20 protein-coding genes and 1 pseudogene are annotated in these 20,853 nt (G+C 71.9%); 9 read left to right on the plus strand and 12 right to left on the minus strand.

Features of this window, described 5'->3' with window-relative positions:
• A pseudogene (locus tag D3105_RS07315) lies at positions 1-194 on the minus strand (D-alanyl-D-alanine carboxypeptidase/D-alanyl-D-alanine endopeptidase); the annotation flags it as partial.
• A gap of 86 nt (positions 195-280) precedes the next feature.
• On the opposite strand from D3105_RS07315, the gene D3105_RS07320 reads away from it, so the two are divergent.
• Together D3105_RS07320 and D3105_RS07325 are read left to right on the plus strand one after the other, a co-directional pair.
• A complete protein-coding gene (locus D3105_RS07320; protein WP_003968257.1) occupies positions 281-775 on the plus strand; it encodes an inorganic diphosphatase in 495 nt (164 codons plus the stop codon).
• A gap of 188 nt (positions 776-963) precedes the next feature.
• Complete coding sequence (locus D3105_RS07325) at positions 964-2,667, plus strand: threonine/serine ThrE exporter family protein (protein WP_118901167.1); 1,704 nt, start codon at positions 964-966, stop codon at positions 2,665-2,667.
• A 94-nt stretch (positions 2,668-2,761) separates the two neighbouring features.
• On the opposite strand, the gene D3105_RS07330 is transcribed toward D3105_RS07325, so the two are convergent.
• On the minus strand, positions 2,762-3,478 hold the full coding sequence (locus D3105_RS07330) for a DedA family protein (RefSeq protein WP_118901169.1): 717 nt from the start codon (positions 3,476-3,478) through the stop codon (positions 2,762-2,764).
• A 152-nt stretch (positions 3,479-3,630) separates the two neighbouring features.
• Between D3105_RS07330 and D3105_RS07335 the strand changes: the two genes are divergently transcribed.
• From D3105_RS07335 to D3105_RS07350, 4 genes are all read left to right on the plus strand, one after another.
• Positions 3,631-3,996 (plus strand): YbjQ family protein, encoded by a 366-nt coding sequence (locus D3105_RS07335; RefSeq protein WP_010063720.1) that lies wholly within the window; start codon positions 3,631-3,633, stop codon positions 3,994-3,996.
• Between the two features lie 244 nt (positions 3,997-4,240).
• On the plus strand, positions 4,241-5,533 hold the full coding sequence (locus D3105_RS07340; protein ID WP_118901171.1) for an ion channel protein: 1,293 nt from the start codon (positions 4,241-4,243) through the stop codon (positions 5,531-5,533).
• Positions 5,534-5,734: 201 nt separating this feature from the next.
• On the plus strand, positions 5,735-6,358 hold the full coding sequence (gene wrbA, locus D3105_RS07345; RefSeq protein ID WP_118901173.1) for an NAD(P)H:quinone oxidoreductase: 624 nt from the start codon (positions 5,735-5,737) through the stop codon (positions 6,356-6,358).
• 54 nt (positions 6,359-6,412) lie between these two features.
• Positions 6,413-7,840 (plus strand): glutamate decarboxylase, encoded by a 1,428-nt coding sequence (locus tag D3105_RS07350; protein WP_118901175.1) that lies wholly within the window; start codon positions 6,413-6,415, stop codon positions 7,838-7,840.
• Between the two features lie 9 nt (positions 7,841-7,849).
• Here D3105_RS07350 and D3105_RS07355 read toward each other — a convergent pair whose 3' ends face one another.
• The 5 genes from D3105_RS07355 to D3105_RS07375 all read right to left on the minus strand — a co-directional run bounded on the left by D3105_RS07355 (position 7,850) and on the right by D3105_RS07375 (position 12,111).
• Positions 7,850-8,176 carry a hypothetical protein gene (locus tag D3105_RS07355; RefSeq protein ID WP_206272676.1) on the minus strand — a complete coding sequence of 109 codons (327 nt, stop codon included), beginning with the start codon at positions 8,174-8,176 and terminating at the stop codon, positions 7,850-7,852.
• Positions 8,177-8,247: 71 nt separating this feature from the next.
• Positions 8,248-9,078: an ABC transporter permease gene (locus D3105_RS07360; RefSeq protein WP_118901177.1), complete on the minus strand. Its 831-nt coding sequence runs from the start codon at positions 9,076-9,078 to the stop codon at positions 8,248-8,250.
• Positions 9,075-10,040, minus strand: coding sequence for an ATP-binding cassette domain-containing protein (locus D3105_RS07365; protein ID WP_118901180.1), 966 nt, complete (start codon positions 10,038-10,040; stop codon positions 9,075-9,077). Before D3105_RS07365 ends, D3105_RS07360 begins: the two co-directional genes overlap by 4 nt.
• A 94-nt stretch (positions 10,041-10,134) precedes the next feature.
• Positions 10,135-10,776: a PadR family transcriptional regulator gene (locus tag D3105_RS07370; protein ID WP_118901182.1), complete on the minus strand. Its 642-nt coding sequence runs from the start codon at positions 10,774-10,776 to the stop codon at positions 10,135-10,137.
• 15 nt (positions 10,777-10,791) lie between these two features.
• Positions 10,792-12,111 (minus strand): MFS transporter, encoded by a 1,320-nt coding sequence (locus D3105_RS07375; protein WP_240646828.1) that lies wholly within the window; start codon positions 12,109-12,111, stop codon positions 10,792-10,794.
• A 64-nt stretch (positions 12,112-12,175) separates the two neighbouring features.
• Between D3105_RS07375 and D3105_RS07380 the strand changes: the two genes are divergently transcribed.
• Positions 12,176-13,183: a GlxA family transcriptional regulator gene (locus D3105_RS07380; RefSeq protein ID WP_240646830.1), complete on the plus strand. Its 1,008-nt coding sequence runs from the start codon at positions 12,176-12,178 to the stop codon at positions 13,181-13,183.
• An 8-nt stretch (positions 13,184-13,191) separates the two neighbouring features.
• Here D3105_RS07380 and D3105_RS07385 read toward each other — a convergent pair whose 3' ends face one another.
• Together D3105_RS07385 and D3105_RS07390 are read right to left on the minus strand one after the other, a co-directional pair.
• A complete protein-coding gene (locus D3105_RS07385; protein WP_118901186.1) occupies positions 13,192-14,649 on the minus strand; it encodes an aldehyde dehydrogenase family protein in 1,458 nt (485 codons plus the stop codon).
• 58 nt (positions 14,650-14,707) lie between these two features.
• Positions 14,708-15,571, minus strand: a complete 864-nt coding sequence (locus tag D3105_RS07390; RefSeq protein ID WP_118901238.1) for a helix-turn-helix domain-containing protein — start codon at positions 15,569-15,571, stop codon at positions 14,708-14,710.
• A gap of 357 nt (positions 15,572-15,928) precedes the next feature.
• Between D3105_RS07390 and D3105_RS07395 the strand changes: the two genes are divergently transcribed.
• Positions 15,929-16,426, plus strand: a complete 498-nt coding sequence (locus D3105_RS07395) for an ATP-binding protein (RefSeq protein WP_118901189.1) — start codon at positions 15,929-15,931, stop codon at positions 16,424-16,426.
• Between the two features lie 46 nt (positions 16,427-16,472).
• Here D3105_RS07395 and D3105_RS07400 read toward each other — a convergent pair whose 3' ends face one another.
• Positions 16,473-16,715: a DUF397 domain-containing protein gene (locus D3105_RS07400; protein WP_003968242.1), complete on the minus strand. Its 243-nt coding sequence runs from the start codon at positions 16,713-16,715 to the stop codon at positions 16,473-16,475.
• A 220-nt stretch (positions 16,716-16,935) separates the two neighbouring features.
• Here D3105_RS07400 and D3105_RS07410 point away from each other — a divergent pair, with 220 nt between their 5' ends.
• Positions 16,936-17,451, plus strand: a complete 516-nt coding sequence (locus D3105_RS07410; RefSeq protein ID WP_118901191.1) for a hypothetical protein — start codon at positions 16,936-16,938, stop codon at positions 17,449-17,451.
• A gap of 58 nt (positions 17,452-17,509) precedes the next feature.
• On the opposite strand, the gene D3105_RS07415 is transcribed toward D3105_RS07410, so the two are convergent.
• The gene (locus D3105_RS07415; RefSeq protein WP_118901193.1) at positions 17,510-19,636 is read right to left on the minus strand and encodes an FUSC family protein; all 2,127 of its coding nucleotides are present in this window, start codon (positions 19,634-19,636) and stop codon (positions 17,510-17,512) included.
• Between the two features lie 38 nt (positions 19,637-19,674).
• Positions 19,675-20,853 carry a DUF2786 domain-containing protein gene (locus D3105_RS07420; protein WP_118901196.1) on the minus strand — a complete coding sequence of 393 codons (1,179 nt, stop codon included), beginning with the start codon at positions 20,851-20,853 and terminating at the stop codon, positions 19,675-19,677.

The raw sequence follows: 20,853 nt of genomic DNA on the forward strand, positions 1-20,853 counted from the left end.
CGCTCGGCCTTACGCTGACCGTTGTCCCAGGGGCCGGCGGCGAGGACGGCGCCGGTTGCGACGACCAGGCCGAGCGTTGCGGAGCCTGCGATCACCTGCCAGGTGTACGCCCCGTTGCGCTTCTTCGTCAGGATCTTCGGCCCGCCCCACGGGTCCGAGGGGCGCATCGACGGTTCTTCCACCTGCTCGGCCACCGCTGACCAGCCCCTTTCGCGAGCACACTTCTGCGTGGGGGACACTTAATCACCAGTCGTATGTGTTGATCATGGAGGAGCCACCCGTGGAGTTCGACGTCACCATCGAGATCCCGAAGGGTTCGCGGAACAAGTACGAGGTGGACCACGAGACCGGTCGGATCCGCCTGGACCGTCGACTCTTCACCTCGACCAGCTACCCGGCCGACTACGGCTTCGTCGAGAACACCCTCGGCGAGGACGGCGACCCGCTGGACGCGCTGGTCATCCTGGACGAGCCGACCTTCCCCGGTTGCCTCATCAAGTGCCGCGCCATCGGCATGTTCCGGATGACCGACGAGGCGGGCGGCGACGACAAGCTGCTCTGCGTCCCGGCGTCCGACCCGCGCGTGGAGCACCTGCGCGACATCCACCACGTGTCGGAGTTCGACCGCCTGGAGATCCAGCACTTCTTCGAGGTCTACAAGGACCTGGAGCCGGGCAAGTCCGTCGAGGGCGCCGACTGGGTCGGCCGCGCCGAGGCGGAGGCCGAGATCGAGGCCTCCTACAAGCGTCTTGAGGCGCAGGGCGGCGCGCACTGACGTCCCTCTTCCGGTTCCGTTTGTGGGCCGGACGGCCGTCTTCGAACGGGCGGTACACCTTCGCGGGTGTGCCGCCCGTTTCGCTGTCCGCACTTCCGCGCGTGCGGGGCCCATGGCGGTGGCCATACTGGGCACACGTGCGGCGGGGTGACCCCCAGTGACGTGCAGTCGAGCAGGAACGAGGTCGAGTGGTGGCGGAATCGGGCGGTCCTGAGGACCAGAAGCCCCAGTCCGACGAGGCGCGGAGCGCTTTCGCTCCGCCCGCCGGGACGATGCATCCGGTGTCGCCGCCCGAGGAGGACCATCCGACGTCGGAGTTCGCGATCCCGACCGGGGTGCAGCCGGAGCCGCACGGTCCGGCCGGCTCGGGCGGGGGTTCCGGGGGCGGTTCGAACTCCGACACGCTGAGTTCCGCTTTCACCCCGCCGAGCACGTACAGGGCCCCGCAGTCGCCGCCCGCTTTCACCCCGGCGCAGGGCATTCCGATGGTCAAGCTGACCAAGGAGGCGCCCTGGCAGGACCGGATGCGCACGATGCTGCGGATGCCGGTGACCGAGCGTCCGGCGGCCGAGTCGATCCAGCGCACCGACGACGACACGGGTCCGGCCGTGCCGCGCGTGCTCGACCTGACGCTGCGTATCGGGGAGCTGCTGCTGGCGGGCGGCGAGGGCGCCGAGGACGTCGAGGCGGCGATGTTCGCGGTGACCCGGTCCTACGGCCTGGACCGCAGCGAGCCGACGGTGACGTTCACTCTGCTGTCCATCTCGCACCAGCCGTCGCTGGTCGACGACCCGGTGACGGCGAGCCGTACCGTACGCCGCCGGGGCACCGACTACACCCGTCTGGCGGCGGTGTTCCGGCTGGTCGACGACATCACCAGCACGGACACCGAGGTGTCGCTGGAGGAGGCCTACCGGCGGCTCGCGGAGATCCGCCGTAACCGTCACCCGTACTCGGGCTGGGTGCTGACGGCGGCCGCCGGGCTGCTGGCCGGTTCGGCCTCCGTGCTGGTCGGCGGTGGGTTCCTGGTGTTCGTCGTGGCGGCGGCGGGCGCGATGCTCGGCGACCGGCTGGCGTGGCTGTGTGCCGGGCGCGGGCTGCCTGAGTTCTACCAGTTCACGGTGGCCGCGATGCCGCCCGCCGCGATGGGGGTGGCGCTGACGCTGACCCATTCGACGGACATCCGCCCGTCCGCGGTGATCACCGGTGGGCTGTTCGCACTGCTGCCGGGGCGGGCGCTGGTGGCGGGGGTGCAGGACGGACTGACCGGTTACTACATCACCGCCTCGGCCCGGCTGCTCGAAGTCATGTACTTCTTCATCGGGATCGTCGCGGGTGTGCTGATCGTCCTGTATCTGGGGCTCCAGCTGGGGGCGCAGCTCAATCCCGAGGCCCGGTTCACGCCGTACGACGAGCCGGTGGTGCAGATCCTGGCGTCGATGGGGCTGAGTCTGGCCTTCGCCGTCCTGCTCCAGCAGGAGCGGTCGACCGTGCTGGCGGTCACCCTGAACGGCGGTGTCGCGTGGATCATCTTCGGGGCACTGGCCCGGACCGGAGGCATCTCGCCGGTCGCGGCGACAGCGGTGGCGGCCGGCCTGGTGGGCCTGTTCGGCCAGCTCTTCTCGCGCTACCGGTTCCACTCCTCACTGCCGTACATCACGGCGGCGATCGGGCCCCTGCTGCCCGGTTCGGCGACGTACTTCGGTCTGCTGGGCGTGGCCCAGAACGAGCTGGACACCGGGCTCGCCTCGCTGTCGACGGCGGTCGCGACGGCGCTGGCCATCGCGATCGGGGTGAACCTGGGGAGCGAGATCTCGCGGCTGTTCATGGGGGTGCCGGGCGCGATCGGCGGGGCGAGCCGCCGGGCGGCGAAGCGGACCAGGGGGTTCTGATCCCACGCCCGGGACACCCGTCGTACGGACGACAACGCCCCACCCCGCGGAACTTCCGGGGTGGGGCGTTGTCCTGCTCGCGTACGGAGTGGAGTCAGCGCTTGGCGTGTCGGCCGCGCTGGCCGGAGGAGGGGCCGTTGCCGCCCGGGGGGCGGCCGGAGCCGTCGCCCGCCTCGGCCACGGCTGCCTTCCTGCCCTGACTGCGGGCCCGCAGCACCTCGATCACGATCGGCACGACGGAGATGAGCACGATCAGGATGAGGATCATCTCGATGTGCTCGTGCACGAAGTCGATCTTGCCGAGGAGGGCTCCGAGCACGGTGACGCCGACGCCCCAGAGGATCGCGCCGACGATGTTGTACGTGATGAAGGAGCGGTAGTTCATCCGGCTGACGCCCGCGATGATCGGCGTGAAGGTACGCACGATGGGCACGAAGCGGGCCAGGACCAGGGACTTCGGGCCGTGCTTCTCGAAGAACTCGTGGGCCTTCTCCACGTTCTCCTGCTTGAAGAGACGGGAGTCGGGGCGCTTGAAGAGGGCGGGGCCGACCTTGCGGCCGAAGAGATAGCCCACCTGGTCGCCGACGATCGCGGCCACCGCGATCAGCGTGCAGACGAGCCAGAGCGGGTACTTCAGCTGTCCCGTGGTCACCAGCAGACCCGTGGTGAACAGCAGCGAGTCGCCGGGCAGGAAGAACCCGATCAGGAGGCCGGACTCGGCGAAGACGATGAGGAGCAGGCCGGGGAGCCCGAACGTGTTGAGCAGATAGTCCGGGTCCAGCCAGCTCGGTCCGAGCGCAAGCGTATTCAAGGGTCCGGGCTCCAGGATGAGGGGTGCGATGGCGGCTCTGTGGCCGCCCCAAGCTATCAACGCCCGATGCGTGCCCGTGGTTCCAGTGGCGTACAGCGGGAATGCGCATCCTACGAACCGGCCCGAAGCTGATCACAGGAGGTGCCACCACCATGGGCATTGAGGAATTCGGCGGCGGTCAGACGGCACAGGCGGACGTGCTGGTCGTCACCACGAACGACGTACCCGGCTACCAGGTGACCCAGGTCATCGGCGAGGTCTTCGGGCTGACCGTACGGTCCCGTCACCTCGGCAGCCAGATCGGGGCCGGGCTGAAGTCGATGATCGGCGGCGAGCTGAGGGGGCTGACCAAGACACTGGTCGAGACCCGTAACCAGGCGATGGAGCGGCTCGTGGAGCAGGCGCGGGCCCGGGGCGCCAACGCGGTCCTCATGATGCGCTTCGACGTGACCGAGGCGGCGGACGTGGGCACGGAGGTCTGCGCGTACGGGACGGCGGCGGTGATCAGCAAGGTGTGACGGCGCACGGTGTGACCCGCGCAGGCCGGGTCGCACGGCGTGACGGGCACCGGTCGGGCCGCACGGCGTGACGCGGTGCCCGTCGGGCCGCACGGGTGGCCCGGCGCCCTCGGGCCGCACGGCGTGACCCGGCGCCCCCAGGCCGCACGGCGTGACCCGGCGCCCTCGGGCCGCACGGCGTGACGCGGTGCCCGTCGGGGCCGACTTGGGCGTTATGCGCGTTTCGTCGCCCTAGGGTGGGCCGGTGGCCCCCGAACCCCCCGCACCCTCGCCCGCTCCCCCGCAGCCGCCGGCCACCCCGGCCCGGCGGCTGCTGCCGCTCGTTCTGCCCGCGATCGCCGTCGGCGTCGCCTGCGCGCTGATCCTGCTCGGGGTGAGCCTGCTGGCGGAGCAGCTCCAGGACGTGCTCTGGGAGTCCCTGCCCGACGCGCTCGGGGTCGGGCGGTTCAGCTCCCTGTGGATGGTCGCGATGCTCACCGCGACCGGCCTCGCGGTGGGGCTCGTCCTGCGGGCCGTACCCGGTCACGGCGGGCCCGATCCGGCCACCACCGGGCTGGTCGACGCCCCGATGCGGCCCGGCGTCGTGCCCGGGCTGCTCGTGGTGACGACCCTGGCGCTGGCGGGCGGGGTGAGCCTCGGGCCGGAGAACCCGATCACCGCCGCCAACATCGCCCTGGCCTTCTGGCTCGGCCGGCGGTTCGCACCCGGCGCTCCGGGCGAGGTGTGGGTGGCGCTCGCGGCGGCCGGGACGATCGGGGCCCTGTTCGGCACCCCGGTCGCAGCCGCGCTGATCCTCTCCGAGGCGCTGGCCTCGCAGCCGGGCCCCGGGGCGTTCTGGGACCGGCTGTTCGCCCCGCTCGCGGCCGGTACGGCGGGCGCGCTGACCATGTCGCTGATCGCGGAGCCCAGCTTCGACCTGTCCCTCCCCGCGTACACCGGACCGCACTGGGGCGATCTGCTCTCCGCCCTGCTGATCGCCTCGGCGGGCGCGGTTCTCGGGCTGCTCGCGGTGTACGCGTTCCCGGTGGCGCACCGGGTCTTCGCGGCGCTGCGGCATCCGGTGCTCGCCCTGACGGTGGGCGGTCTCGTGCTGGGGCTGCTGGGTGCGCTGGGCGGCCATCTCACCCTGTTCAAGGGGCTCGACGAGGTGAAGACGCTCGCCGGGGACCCGGACGGGTGGTCGGCCGGGGAGTTCGCGGGGATGGCGATCGTGAAGATGGCCGCCCTCGTGATCGCGGCCGCCTGCGGCTTCCGGGGCGGCCGGATCTTCCCGGCGGTCTTCGCGGGGGTGTCGCTCGGGCTGTGCGCCCACGCACTGGTCGACGCGGTCCCGCCGTCGCTCGCGGTGTCCTGCGCGGTGCTGGGCGTGCTGCTCGCCGTCACCCGGCAGGGCTGGGTGAGTCTGTTCACCGCGGCGGTGCTGGTCAGCGACGCGTCCGTGCTGCCGCTGCTGTGCGCGGCGACCCTGCCCGCGTGGCTGCTGGTCACGGGGCGGGCCCAGATGCAGCTGGACGCGGACGGGAAGTCGCTGCGGTGAGCCGGTCAGCGGCGGCGTACAGACCACTGCGGCGAGCGGCAGCCGTAGGCCGTCACGGGGAAGGCCCCGCCCGGCGGGGAGGCCCCGTCCGACGCGGGGAAGCCCCGTCCGGCGCGCCGGACGCACCGAACCTCCGTATCGTCTGGTTCGTGCGCTTTTGCGCCGCCTCGTACCGATTCCGCTTCGCCGGAGGTTCCCCGCATGCCCACGCCCGTCAACGTCGCCGTCGTCTACTACTCCTCCACCGGCACCATCGCCACGATCGCGAAGGCGATGGCCGAGGACGCCGAGCGGGCCGGGGCGCAGGTGCGGCTGCGCCGGGTCGCGGAGCTCGCCCCGCAGGCGGCCATCGACGCCAACCCGGCGTGGGCGGAGAACGCCAAGGCGACGGCGGACATCCCCGAGGTCTCGCCGGACGACCTGGTCTGGGCGGACGCGGTGATCTTCGGTTCGCCGACCCGGTTCGGGAACATCACCTCCCAGCTGAAGCAGTTCATCGACACGCTCGGCGGGCTGTGGCAGTCGGGGCAGCTCGCCGACAAGGTCTACAGCGGCTTCACCTCCACGGCCACCGCCCACGGCGGCCAGGAGTCCACGCTGCTCGCGCTGTACAACACGATCCATCACTTCGGCGGCATCCTCGTCACCCCCGGGTACACCGACCCCACGAAGTTCGTCGACGGCAACCCGTACGGCACCTCGCACATCGCCGGGCAGGGCGACCTCCCGGTCGGCGAGCAGACGCTCACCGCCGTCCGCGTGCAGGCCGAGCGGGTCGTGAAGTTCACCCGGGCGATCAAGACGGGCCTGGCCGCCGAGAACTGACCTCGCAAACGGACGCGCACCGACCCCGTCGGCCGACAGAAGGGCTCTCCCACCATGCCGCTTCACCGCGGTGCCCACCCGGACCAGGACGAGCCCTCCGACGAGCGGCGCAGGCTCGCGCTGAACCCGTTCTTCGGCGAGGCGGACCCGACAGCCGCGATGAACACCGCGCCGCCCCGGCACCGGCTGCCCGACGGGCCGCTGCCGCCGCTGACGGCGTACCGGCTGGTCCACGACGAGCTGATGCTCGACGGCAACTCCCGGCTCAACCTGGCCACGTTCGTCACCACCTGGATGGAGCCGCAGGCCGGCGTCCTGATGGGCGAGTGCCGGGACAAGAACATGATCGACAAGGACGAGTACCCGCGCACCGCCGAGCTGGAGAAGCGCTGTGTGGCGATGCTCGCCGACCTGTGGAACGCGCCCGACCCGGCGGCGGCCGTGGGGTGTTCGACCACCGGGTCGAGCGAGGCGTGCATGCTCGCGGGGCTCGCCCTGAAGCGCCGCTGGGCCAAGCGGAACGCGGACCGCTATCCGGCGACGGCACGGCCCAATCTGGTGATGGGCGTGAACGTGCAGGTCTGCTGGGAGAAGTTCTGCAACTTCTGGGAGGTGGAGGCCCGGCAGGTCCCGATGGAGGGCGGGCGCTTCCACATCGACCCGCAGGCCGCCGCCGAGCTCTGCGACGAGAACACCATCGGGGTCGTCGGCATCCTCGGCTCCACCTTCGACGGCTCCTACGAGCCGATCGCCGACCTCTGCGCGGCCCTGGACGCCCTCCAGGAGCGCACAGGACTTGATGTCCCGGTCCACGTGGACGGGGCGTCCGGCGCCATGGTGGCGCCGTTCCTCGACCCGGATCTGGTGTGGGACTTCCGGCTGCCGAGGGTGGCGTCGGTCAACACCTCGGGCCACAAGTACGGCCTGGTCTATCCGGGGGTCGGCTGGGCGCTGTGGCGTACGGCGGACGAGCTGCCGGAGGAGCTGGTCTTCCGGGTCAACTACCTGGGCGGCGACATGCCGACGTTCGCCCTGAACTTCTCCCGGCCCGGGGCGCAGGTGGTCGCGCAGTACTACACGTTCCTGCGCCTCGGGCACGACGGCTACCGGGCGGTCCAGCAGGCCTCCCGGGACGTGGCCTGCGGGCTCGCCCGGGCGGTGGAGGACCTCGGCGACTTCCAGCTCCTGACCCGGGGCGACCAGTTGCCGGTGTTCGCCTTCACGACGACCGCCGAGGTCCACGCGTACGACGTCTTCGACGTGTCACGCCGGCTTCGGGAGCGGGGCTGGCTGGTGCCCGCGTACACCTTCCCCGCCAACCGGCAGGACCTGTCGGTGCTGCGGGTGGTGTGCCGCAACGGCTTCTCCTCCGACCTGGCCGAGCTGCTGGTCGAGGACCTGAAGCTGTTCCTGCCCGAACTGCGGGCCCAGAAGCACCCGGTGAGCCATGACCGGCAGGCCGCCACGGCCTTCCACCACTAGGGCCTGTCGTCACACTGCCGTCGTCGCCCGGAGGGCGGCAGGCGGCAGTGTGGCGACAGGCCCTAGTGGTGCTTCAGGTGCGAGCGCAGCGCCGAAGACGAGCCAGGAGACCCCGGTGACCAGGAGCAGGTGCCGCACGATGTGGCTCCCGCCCGGCAGGACCACCGCCGGCAGGACCACCGCGATCACTCCCGCCGCCGCCCACACCGCGCCGCCCAGCAGGAACGCGACCGCTTTACGGGCCCGGGACGCCGGCCTCGTGGCCCGGAACCGCACCTCGGGCCGCTCCGCCATGCCCGCGCCTCCGTCCCTGCCGCTCGTGGATCCGTCACTCACTCCAACATTCCGTGAGAGAACAGCATGGATCGGCCGCAGGATCCGGAGGCGACGCGGGCCACCGGCCGCCGTTACCGGCTGAGCCGCCCGAACTTCCGTACGGCGAGCGGGAAGAACACCGAGATGATGGCCACCGGCCAGAGCACCGCGAGGAGCCCGGCGTGCTCGGCGGCCCAGGAGCCGGTCGCGCCGCCGGGATTGCCGAACAGGTCGCGTACGGCGGTGGCGGTCGCGGACATGGGGTTCCACTCGACCACCGCGCCCAGCCAGCCCGGCATCGACGCGGGGGTGGCGAAGACGTTGGAGAGGAAGCCGACCGGCCAGACCAGGATCTGGACCGCCGTGACCATCTCCGGCTTTCCCGCCACCATGGCGAGCTGGATGCCGACCCACAGCATCGCGAACCGCAGCAGGAGCAGCAGCCCCACCGCCCCCAGCGCGGCCGCCGCCCCGTTGTGCCAGCGCCAGCCGACCGCGTAACCGACCCCGGTCATCACGGCGAGCGAGACCACGGACTGGAGCATGTCCGCGGCGCTGCGGCCGACCAGCACCGCGCCGGGGACCATCGGCATCGAGCGGAAGCGGTCGATGACGCCCTTGCCGAGGTCCTGGGTGACCGCGAGCATCGTGGCCTCCAGGCCGAAGGCCATGGTCAGCGCAAGCATCCCGGGGACCAGGTACTCGGTGGGATCGCCCGCCACGCCCCGGCCGCCGCCCACCAGATAGGTGAACATCAGGAGCAGCATCACCGGGAACACCAGGTTGACGAGGACCGCCACGGGCTGCCGGGCCCAGTGCGCCAGTTCGCGGCGGGTCATCGTCCAGGAGTCGGCCAGCGCCCAGCCGAGCCGGGAGGTCGCCCCGCCCGGTCCGGGGACCGCCGCCGTCGTCGCCGCGCTCATGCCGCCACCTCCGCCTTCTCCGTACGCCGCTCCTCGGCGGGCCGCCCGGTCAGGGACAGGAACACCTCGTCCAGGGTCGGGCGGCGCACCGCGATGTCCTCCGCCTCGATGCCCGCCTCGTCCAGCACCCGCACCGTCCGGGTCAGGGCCGCCATCCGGTCCGGTGCGGGTGCGCCGATCCGCCGCCGGTCGGGGTCGAGCGTCAGGTCCTCCCCGCCGAGCAGCGCGGCCGCTTCCGCCAGCCGGGACGCGTCGCGCAGGACGACGTCGATGCGGTCGCCGCCGACGCGGGCCTTCAGCTCGTCGGGGGTGCCCTCGGCGACCGCCCGGCCGTGGTCGATCAGCGAGATCCGGTCGGCCAGCTGGTCCGCCTCGTCCAGATACTGAGTGGTCAGCAGCACCGTGGTGCCGCCGCCGACCAGGGACCGCACCGCGTCCCACACCTCGGTGCGGCCGCGCGGGTCGAGGCCGGTCGTCGGCTCGTCCAGGAACAGCACGTCCGGATCGGTGATCAGCGACGCGGCGAGGTCGAGCCGCCTGCGCATGCCGCCGCTGTACTGCCTGACGGCCTTGCGGCCGGTGTCCGCGAGGCCGAACCGCTCAAGGAGCTCGTCCGCCCGGCTGCCCGCACGGCGTGCGCCCAGGTGGTACAGCCGCCCGAACATCTCCAGGTTCTGCCGTCCGCCGAGTTGTTCGTCCACCGCCGCGTGCTGCCCGAGCAGCCCGATCCTGCGCCGCACCTCCCCCGCCCGCTCGCGGACGTCGAGGCCGGCCACGGTGACCCGGCCCGCGTCGTGGCGCAGCAGCGTCGACACGATCCGTACGGCGGTGGTCTTGCCCGCTCCGTTGGGGCCGAGCACCCCGTGGACGGTGCCGCGGCCGACGACCAGGTCCAGTCCGTCCAGGGCGCGTTTCTCCCCGTACCGCTTGTGCACTCCGTCCATGACGATCGCTTCCGTCACGTTCCCCGCCGCCCTTCCACGCTTCACCACGCTTGTAGTCAAACTTGACTAGCAGTGCGAAAGTAAACCCTGCTGCGGCATTCGTCAAACTTGATTACTCGTCGTCCCCGGGGTCGCGCACCCCGGTGGCGTAGGGGTTCTCCTCGTCGTCGGCGAGCACCCCGACGAACGGGTCACCCTCGCCCGCGAAGGTGTACGCGCCCCCCTCGATACGGGCGATCAGGCCCCGGGTCCACTCCGCGCCGCTGTCCGCCGAGTGCACCCACAGGTTCATGATCTCGCCGATATGACCGAGGGATTCGGGGCCTTCCTCGGGGGTGTAGTACTCGGTGACCGCCTCGCGCCACTCGCGGATGCCCTCGATCCGCTCCTTGAGCAGCGCGACCGCCTCCTCGCGGGGCAGGTCGACGACGAAGCCGACCGCCGCCGAGAGGACGTCCATGTTCCGGTCGTAGGAGCGGATGGCGTCCCGGAGCAGGGCGCGGTACTCCTCAAGACCCTTCTCCGTGACCTCGTACTCGGTGCGCGGCGGGCCGCCGGCCGTGGAGGGGGCCGTCTCGTGCGCGAGGAGCAGCCCCTGCTTCGCCATCTGCTTCAGGGCGTGGTAGATCGACCCGGGCTTGGCGTTGGACCACTCGTGCGCGCCCCAGTACTCCAGGTCGTTGCGGACCTGATAGCCGTGCGCGCGACCGTGCATGCGCACGGCGCCGAGGACCAGCAGCCGGATCGCGGACATGGCACTCCTTCGTATTCAACTTTGACTAGGGTAGCCCCGCCCGCTTGCGTCCGGGCGGCAGGTGTGCCCTCGCATCCGGACGGCGGGGGCCAGCAGGGCCGCGACCAGGCATCCCGCCGCCAGCGCCGCCCACACCACGTCGTAACTGCCGAACACGTCCCGGGCGGTGGCCCCGAGGAACGCCGACGCGCCCGCGCCCAGTTGGTGGGCGGCGTTCGTCCAGCCGAAGACGATGGGGCCGTCCTCCCCGTACACCCGGCGGGCCAGCTCGATGACGGGCGGCACGGTCGCGACGTCGACGAGCCCGTAGACCGCCACGAACAGGAGCATGGGGGCCGTGACCGTGGAGGTGAACACCAGGGGCAGAGCAAGGAGGGTGAGCGCGCGGACGGCGAAGCAGACGGTCAGCACACGGCGCGGGTCGAGCCGGTCGGTCAGCCAGCCGGCCGGCAGCGCACCGAGGGCGGAGAAGATCCCGATCAGGGACAGCAGCGAGGCCGCCGCCGTGGCCCGCATGCCGTGATCGTGCGCGGCGGGCGCCCAGTTGGACCACATGATGCCGTTGGTGGACGCCCCGCAGAGCGCGAACACCCCGGCCAGCAGCCAGAACGGGCCGGTGCGCGCCGCCCGCAGGAGCACCTTCACCGTGCGCGTGGCCGCTCCGGCGGCCGGGGGCGGCTTCTCCACGAACTCCGCCGCCCCGTAAGGCTTCACGCCCGCCTCGGCCGGGTGGTCGCGCAGCAGCAGGAACACCAGGGCGGCCACCGCCAGGGCCACGAGCGCCAGCGTCACCACCGGCGGACGCCAGCCGTGCCGGTCGACGGACCGGGCGAGGAGGGGCAGGAAGAGCAGCTGGCCCAGATGGCCGGAGGAGCTGAGCGCACCGGTGACCAGCGAGCGCCGCCGGTCGAACCAGCGGGCGGTGACCCCGGCGGCGAACGTCATGGTCAGGCAGCCGCTGCCGAGACCGATGAGCACACCCCAGTACGCGACCAGCTGCCAGGGCCGCGCCATCACGCCGGTGAGCAGGGCCCCCGCCGCGACCAGGAGCAGCGCGCCCATGACCACCCGGCGGGTCCCGATCCGGTCCATCAGCGCCGCCGCGAACGGGGCGGTGAGGCCGTAGAGCACCATGTTCACCGAGGCGGCGAGCGCGATCTGCCCGCGCTCCCAGCCGTACTCCTGGTGCAGGGGCGTCACCAGCAGACCGGGCACGGTGGTGAACGCGCCCGCCGTGACGATCGCCGCGCCGGCGACGGCGGCCATCAGCCACGCGCGGTGGATACGGGCGGACGGGGTCTTCGTCGAGGTCGAGATCGCGGTCGATGAGGCCATGGAATCAGCGTCGCGAGCGTGGGCCGCCCTCACGAGTGTCCCGATGGACCAGGTGCGCAAGGATATGGCCATGACGGTCTTCACCCACCCCGGGCGGCACCGCGTCGCCGTGCTCGCCCGCGCGGTCCTGCTCCCCATCGAGCTGGGCATCGTCCACCAGCTCTTCGGCCAGGCCCGGCAGGGGGCGTCGGCCGACGGCGAGCCGCTGTACGAGGTCGCCACCTGCTCCCCCACGCCCGGCGACGTGCGCACGGACGGCGATTTCACCGTGGCCGTCGCGCACGGGCCCGAGGCGCTGGCCGAGGCCGACACGGTGATCGTGCTGTCGTCGTACGAGGACTACGTCCAGGAGACGCCCGCGCTCCCGGCCCCGCTGGCGGAGGCGCTCGCGCTGATCCGGCCCGGCGTGCGGGTGGCGTCGATCTGCACCGGCGCGTTCGTGCTGGCCTCGGCCGGGCTCCTCGACGGGCACACGGCCACCACGCACTGGCGGTACACGGACCTGTTCGCCCGGCTCTTCCCCCGCGTCGGGCTGGACCCGGACGTCCTCTACACGGACGGGGGCTCCGTCTTGACCTCAGCAGGCTGCGCGGCCGGGATGGACCTGTGCCTGCACATGATCCGCCGCGACCACGGAACGGCCGTGGCCAACGACGTGGCCCGGCGCACGGTCGTGCCGCCCCACCGCGAGGGCGGCCAGGTGCAGTACATCCGGCGGCCGGTGCCCGGGCGGTCGGCCCCGGGGACCTCGGCCGCCCGCGACTGGGCGCTGCGGCGGCTCCAGGACCCGATCACGCTGGGGCAGCTGGCGGCCCGGGAGTCGATGAGCGTGCGGCACTTCACCCGGCGGTTCCGGGAGGAGGTCGGCCTGACGCCCATGGACTGGCTGGCCCGGCAACGTATCGAGCTGGCCCGGGAGTTGCTGGAGGAGTCGGACACGCCCGTGGAGCAGGTGGCCGCCCGAACCGGGCTCGGCACGGCGGCCAATCTGCGCCGGCACTTCCATCAGGCGCTGGGCGTCTCGCCGACCGCCTACCGCACCACGTTCCGGGGGCCGCAGCACCGGTCATGACGCCCCCGTCAGTAGGGGAAGACCGAGCGGCCGTGCTGGATCGACATCCACCGCTGTGTGGTGAACGCCTCCACCACCGCCTCGCCGTTCAGCCGTCCCACCCCGGACGTCTTCTCGCCGCCGAACGCGACCAGCGGATCGTCCTGCACGGTGGAGTCGTTGACGTGGAACATGCCGCTGACGATGCGCTGGGCGAACTTCACGCCGCGCTCCGCGTCCTGCGTGTGGACCGCGCCGCTGAGTCCGTACGGACCCTCGTTGACGATCCGTACGGCTTCCTCCTCGCCGTCGAACGTCATCAGCAGGGCCACCGGGCCCAGGATCTCCTGCTGGAGCAGCGGGGAGTCCTCCGCGAGGCCGGCGAGGACGGTGGGTCCGACGACGTTGCCGACAGTCCGGCCCCGGACGAGGGCCGTCGCGCCGTCCTCGATCGCCCGGTCCACCAACGCGTCAAGCGCGTCGGCCTGGAAGGCGTTGATGACGGGCCCGATCCGGGTCTCCGGGTCCCTCGGGTCGCCGGCCCGGAGCGCGGCCACCTCGGCGGTGAACTTCTCGGTGAACTCCTCGGACACCGACCGGTCCACCAGGATCCGGTTGGCCGCCATACTGACCTGCCCCTGGTGCAGGAAGCGGCTGAAGACGGCGGACCGGACCGCGTAGTCGATGTCGGCGTCCTCCAGCACCACCAGGGCGCTGTTCCCGCTCAGTTCGAGGATGGTCCGCTTGAAGGCGCCGGCCGCCGTGGCGGCGATGTGCCGACCGACCCGGTCGGAGCCGGTGAACGAGATCACCTTGGGCACGGGGTGCTCGATGAATGCGTCGCCGATCTCGGCGCTGTCGGTGATCACCACGTTGAGCAGCCCGGCCGGAAGCCCGGCGTCCTCGAATATCTTCGCTATCAGACCGCCGCCGACGACAGGTGCGTTCTGATGGGGCTTCACGACGACCGCGTTGCCGAGTGCCAGGGCGGGTGCGACGGACTTCATCGTCACCAGGAAAGGGAAGTTGAAGGCGCTGATGACCCCGACGACGCCGACGGGCAGCCGGTAGAGCCGGTTCTCCCGGCCGTCCCCCACTGCGGGCAGCAGCCGCCCGGTGGGCCGCAGCGCCTGGCGGATCGCCTCGCGCAGGAACTCGGTGGCACTGTCGACCTCGTACCGTGCGCGCGGCCGGGTGCCGCCCAGTTCGTCGATGATCGTTTCGGCGATCTCCTCGGCGCGCTCGCCGGTGATGGCGAGGGCGCGCTCGAGGACGGCACGCCGCTCGTACGGGTTGACCCCGGCCCATTCCTGCTGCGCCCGCTCGGCGGCCCGGTAGGCCCGGTCGACCTCCAGCGCGGTGGCCACGGTGACGGCGGCGAGTTTCTCACCGTTGTAGGGATTGAAATCGATGATGTCCCACGAGCCGCTGCCGGTCAGCCACTCGCCGTCGATGTACTGGTGGGCCAGTTCATGGAAGAAGGACATGCAATCCCTTACTGCAGGCGTTCGCAGACTCCTGATGCGACGTCATCGTAACGAGAAATTACGTCAGTTGGAGTAGTCCGCGCAGAAGATCCCGGCTCTCTTCCGGAGCCGGACTCTCCTGGGCGAGGCCCGTCATCGCCTTTTCGTACTGCGCGACTTCTTCGGGCTTGTCCAGATAGAGCGCGCTCGTCAGCTGCTCCAAATAGACAATGTCCGACAGATCGGATTCCGGAAAACGCAGCATCGTGAATGAGCCGCTCTCGCCCGCATGGCCGCCGTGACTGAAGGGCATGACCTGGAGCGTGATGTTCGGCTGCTCCGACATATCGATCAGATGCCGCAATTGGGCGCGCATGACCTCACGGTCGCCGTACGGGCGGCGCAGGGCCGCCTCGTCGAGCACGGCGTGGAACGTCGGGGCGCGCTCCGAGACGAGGGCCTTCTGGCGCTCCAGGCGCAGGGCGACACGGCGGTCGATCTCGGCGGGCGAGGCTCCGCGCATCCCGCGCGAGACGACGGCGTGGGCGTACGCCTCGGTCTGCAACAGCCCGTGGACGAACTGGACTTCAAAGATACGGATGAGGGATGCGGCGCCCTCCAGGCCGATGTACGTCTGGAACCAGCCGGGCAGCACATCGCCGTAACTGTGCCACCAGCCCGCCACGTTGGCCTCGCGGGCCAGGCCGAGAAGGGAGTCGCGCTCCGCCTCGTCGGCCACTCCGTAGAGCGTGAGCAGGTCCTCGACGTCCCTGGCCTTGAAGCTCACCCGTCCCAACTCCATGCGGCTGATCTTCGATTCGGAGGCCCGGATCGAGTAGCCGGCCGCCTCACGGGTGATACCGCGCGACTCCCGCAGCCTCCTGAGCTGAGAGCCCAGGAGGATGCGCCGCACCACCGATCCACTCGACTCGCCTGCCGACACTGGCCCGACCCTCCCCATCGATCTCCCTGGCACCGGAGCCCCCCGGAACCCCGACTGCCGGATTCTGCCACCAAAACGCTTCAGCCCGTACTCATTCGATTACGGAAATGAGAAGACGTCCAAAAAGCTCCGAAACTGACCCCGGGAAGAAATGCCCCGTAACCACCACGGTATCGGGCAGGTCCGGCGCGTGCACGTGCATCTGCCCTTGCATCTGCTGTGCGCATTCGGAACCATGGTCCCCGCGCACCTGCGTGCTCGTGTTGTGCCGCTGTACCCCCCGCAGTACCGCTACAGGCAGTGCCGCTACAGCCGCGAATCCCGGGAGTGCCTCGTATGGGGACGAATGGATCGACGATGCTCGAGCCGTTACGGCAGGGGCTTCCCCCCACCGACCCCTCAGGGGTTGCCGGATCGGCCTCGTGCGCTCTGCCCGCGCGCTACGAAGCGGTCGGCGGGGCACGGAAGTTCACCCGGACCACACTGGAGCGGTGGGAGCTGGCCGACCGGTTCGACGATGTCGCCCTGGTGGTGTCCGAACTCGTCACCAACGCCCTGCGCCACGCGCTGCCCGCCGATCCGCCGCGGGAGTTCCAGGACCCGCCGGTGCGGCTGCACCTGATGCGGTGGACCTCGCGGCTGGTGTGCGCGGTGCGCGATCCCAGCCGGGAGAGCCCGGTGGCGGGCGAGGCGGCGGATTCCGCCGAATCGGGCCGTGGACTGTTCCTGGTGGAATGCGTCAGCGACAGCTGGGGCTGGCACCCCTCTCCCGTACCGCTCGGAGAACTGCCTTCCGGACCGCTGTACGGCAAGGTCGTCTGGGCCCTTTTCCGGCTGCCGGAAAAGGCGAAGTAGGGCTCACGGAAGCCCCGGTCCGGTCCCTCGGGGGCCGGACCAGGCGTCAGGCGCCTGCCGCGAGATGGTCGAACTCGCCGTCCTTGACGCCCAGCAGCAACGCCTCGATCTCCGCGGGCGTATAGACGAGGGCGGGCCCGTCGGGGTGACGGGAGTTCCGCATCGCCACATTCCCTCCGGGCAGCCGCGCGAACTCCACGCAGGATCCCTGGGAGTTGCTGTGCCTGCTCTTCTGCCAGACGACTCCGCGAAGCTCTGTGGCCGCCATGCCGTTGTACACGTGGTGCACAGGACGCTCCCCGAGTTGCAAGGTGCAAGTGTCAACTAGCTCGGATCATAGCTCTGTTCATATGCCAATGCATGAGCAGATGCACGTGCACGCCGGGTGTTCCTTCGATTACAAGACGAACGGCGCGCCTATTTCGCTCCCGCTCACCGGAGTTGATCCGTGTGGACCTTGGTAACGTGGCGCGGTCTTTCGACCGGAAAACAGCAAGGGGGAACTCCACGTGACCAGGTCTCTACGCACCGGCGCCGTCGCGGTGGCCGCTCTGGCCGCATCGTTCGCGCTGACCGCCTGCGGCAGCGACGACCCGAAGAAGGACTCCGGCGCGGACGCGTCGGCGAGCGCGACGCCCGGCGCCGGTGGCGGCGAGGATTCCGGGGAGTCCGGCGGGGGCGCCGTCGACGCCGCCGCGCTGGAGGGAACCTGGGTGGGGCTGACGGACGGCAAGAACGTCACCGTGTCGATCGCCTCCCGCAAGGTCGCCCTCGTCGCCGACCAGTCCGTGTGCCAGGGCGATGTGAAGGACATGGGCGGCGAGCCGATGCTCGCGCTCAAGTGCACCGACGGCGGCACCGAGCGCACGATGGGCGCGATCGACTCCGTCGACGGGTCGAAGCTGGTCGTCTCGTGGGACGGCGGCGCCAAGGACACCCTCGCCAAGGCGGATGCGGGCAAGCTGCCGAGCGGCATGCCCTCGCTCCCCGACCTGGGCGACCTGCCCGAGGTCCCCGCGCCGTAAGTCCACCGCGGCCCGAGGCCCCGCGCCGCAGGGCCGCAGCCCGACTCGCCGGGGGCGCTCAGCCCTCGGCGAGGACGCTGCTGACGCGGGTGGAGCCGCCACGCTCGTCCAGGGCGCGGGTGAACTCCTCCAGCGCGTCCAGGAGCAGCGCCGCGCCCCGGCGCACCACCGGGTCGCCGACCGGTGTTGTGCCGTCGTCCGTCGGGGTGGGCATGTCCCAGTGGGCCACCGCGTCCACCACCGGCTGCCAGTCGGGCAGCCGCCGCTCCCGTACCGCCTTGGCGCCCTTCTCGGTGGCCCGGCGCAGCGCCTCGGCCAGCTGGGCCGCGCCGGGCACCGGGTCGGCCGACCGGGCCGGGAGATGGGCCTCCAGGACCATCGCGGACCGGCCCAGCTGGGCCAGCGCGTGCTGGGCGTCGGTGGCGGCGGCCCGGGAGATGCCCCGGTGGCGGACGGGTTCGTGCTGGGCGGTCGCCAGCGCCTCCTGCCAGGCGACACGAGCCTCCCGGGTGGCGATCAGCGCGTCCCGGACGTCCTCGGTGTCCCGGGCCGCGGGGTCGGCGTACCGGTCGACGACCGTAGCCGCGTACCGTCCGTCCGCCACCAGCCACTCGGCCAGCCGGTTGCGCAGCCGCGGGGTCTCCCAGGCCGGGTAGAGGGCGTACGCGGTCATCGCCAGGAGTCCGCCGACGAGGGTCAGCACGATGCGTTCGGTGACGGTCTGGGACCAGTCGTCGCCGGCCATGCCGAGCAGGAAGACGACGTACGCGGCGACGCAGACCTGGCCGACCGCGTAGCCGGTGCCCATCAGCAGGTACATCAGCCCGGCGCAGATCACCGCGAGGAGCGCGGAGAGCCGGGCGTCGGGGTGGGCGGTCTGCACGATCGCGGTGGCGAGCCCGACCCCGACCAGGGTGCCGCCGAAGCGTCCGGCGGAGCGGGCGTACGTCTGCGAGAAGTCGGGCCGCATCACCATGACGGCGGTCATCGGCGCCCAGTAGCCGTGGCCGAGCGGCACCGCCTCGCCCACGAAGTAGCCGGAGACCGCGACCACCGCGACCCGGATCCCGTGGCGCATGATCGGTGAGCCGTGGTGCATCTCGCGGCGCATCGCGGCCAGCACCACCGGGACCAGCTTCAGCAGCGAGGGCCGATGCCGGGTGTCCGGGGCGAGGTCCGTGGGGATCCCGCTGTCGGTCCCGGTGCCCTCCGCGATCTCCAGGACGTCGTCGAGCAGGGCCGAGAGCCGGTCGGCGGCGCGGCGGGCGGGGCCGACGAGGATCACGTCGTTGTCGGGGGTCTTCAGGACGCCCAGGTCGGTGGCGGAGAGGTGGACGGGCTCGCCGTACCGGACGGCCCGCGCGGCGGCGTCCAGGACCGATCCGGCCGCGCCCAGCAGCTCGTTCACCCAGAGCCGCTCCAGGCCGTCGCCGGGCACCCCCATCGCCGGGTCCGCCAGCGAGGCCAGCACCGGGCGCAGCCGCTCGGCCACCCCCCGGGCCCCGCGCAGCTCGGCGGGGCGGCGGCGGGCCTCGCGCGCGGTGACGGCGGCGGCGCTGCGGGCGGTCATCAGGGGCAGCGGGTCGAAGGGGGCGACCGGGTCGTGGCGCAGCCGGCGGGCGTAGTCGGCCTCGGCGGCCAGGGCGTCGGCGAGCGCGTCGCGCTGGGCGCCCCATCTGCGGACCGGGAAGAGGACGATGAGCGTGGCCTGCACGAGACCGCCGACGGCGATCATCCCCGCGTGGGCGGCGGCGTCCACGACCGAGGTGGGCAGGGTGATGGTCACCAGCATGATCGCGACGTTGGACGCGGCGATGATGCCCGCTGTGGGGCCCGCCGCCCAGGCGAGCCCGGCGAGGAAGGTCCAGAGGCCGAGCAGGCAGAGGAAGAGCACGACGTGCGCGCCGCTGACGTACCCGACGAACGTCGAGACGGCGAGGCTCGCCCCGGAGACCAGGGCGAGGACGGGGCGCGGGCGCCAGCTGCGCTGGAAGGTGGCGATGGCCGCCTGGAACGCACCGAACGCGGAGCTCGCCGCGATCTCGGGGCCGAAGATCACGAGGCTGACGCCGACGACGAGGGCGAGTCCGGCCGCACCGCGCAACGCGATGAGGGGTTCCAGTTTCTGCCGCTCGATCTCCAGCCCCGAGCGGGCGGTCTCCTTCAGCGCCCGGAGCCAGCTCATGGGCCGAGCCTAACGGTGCAATCCCGAACGAGCCCGACTTAAGCCTTGATTTCCCCGTCGGGTCGGGGGGCCGCACCGCCCATGCGGGCCCGGTCGGCGGCCTCGGTGCCGTGCGTCCAGCCCGCCGGGTCGAAGACCCCGCGGAGCCGGGTGGTCGTGGTCCTCGGGAACATCCGCTCGGCGGTGTCGGCGACCGCGACGTCCCGGGCGGCGAGGACGGGAAGCAGTCCGCCGCCTGCCCCTGTCGTGCCGGTACCGGTGTCCGCCTCCGCCGTGATCCGCTCGGCATCGGCGGCCAGTCGGCGGCCGAGGCGCTGGGCGTACCCCATCCAGAACGCCTGCCGGAAGGTCTTGGTCCGCTTACGGCCTCCGGCGCGCTGTCCGGCCTCCGCCCGGGTCATCGCCGTCGCCCCCTGGACGAGCAGTGAGGTGAAGAGCAGCTCGACCGCCTCCAGGTCGGGTTCGAAACCGACGGCCGTGGAGAAGCCCAGGTCCTCGTTCCACACGGCCCGGCAGCGGTTCGCCGAGGCGACGGCGTCCAGCAGGACCGCCTTGGCGCTCTCGTACGGGGGGTCCACCCCGATCCGGCAGGCTCCCGGCGTCTCGCGGCTCCGCGTCCGGGCGGCGAGGAGGGCCTCGTCGATGGTGTGCCGGGCCATCAGCTCCTGCGCCTTGGTGGTCAGCGCCTCGGCCTCCTCCGGGAAGCCGGTCGCCTCGGCCTTCGCCAGCAGGGCCCGGATCCGGGTGAGCATGCGGGGCTCGTCGGCGGCGGGCGGCCGGTGCAGGTGGTCGGCGGCGGTGCCGGGCGGCGGTCCCACGGGCTCGATGGCGGGCAGCCGCAGCAGCACCCGGTAGAGCTCAAGGAGATCGGCGGCGTAACTGAACCGGTCCGGCCGGTTGCGCTCCACGGGCGGCGGAAGCTCGGCGAGCTGCTGCCGCCACCGGGGCGGCAGCTCCGGGTACCGGGCGGTCTCGGCGGCGATCAGGGTCCCGACCAGCGCCGCCCGCCGCTCGTCCAGCTCCCGGCGGACGAACCGGACCAGGTCGGCGGGGTGCCAGCCGCGCTCCCACGCCCGGCCCACGAACTCCTCGCCGCGCCGGTGCGCCTCCTCGTCGGCGTCCGGGGCGGCGGCGAGCAGGGACGCGCCGGTGTCCAGGGCGGCGTCGCCCTCCGCGTAGAGGGCCGCCGCGCACGCCCGGTCGATCACGGATTCCAT

The sequence above is a fragment of the Streptomyces globisporus genome (assembly GCF_003501885.1).
In the GTDB taxonomy this organism is placed as follows: Bacteria; Actinomycetota; Actinomycetes; order Streptomycetales; family Streptomycetaceae; genus Streptomyces; species Streptomyces globisporus_D.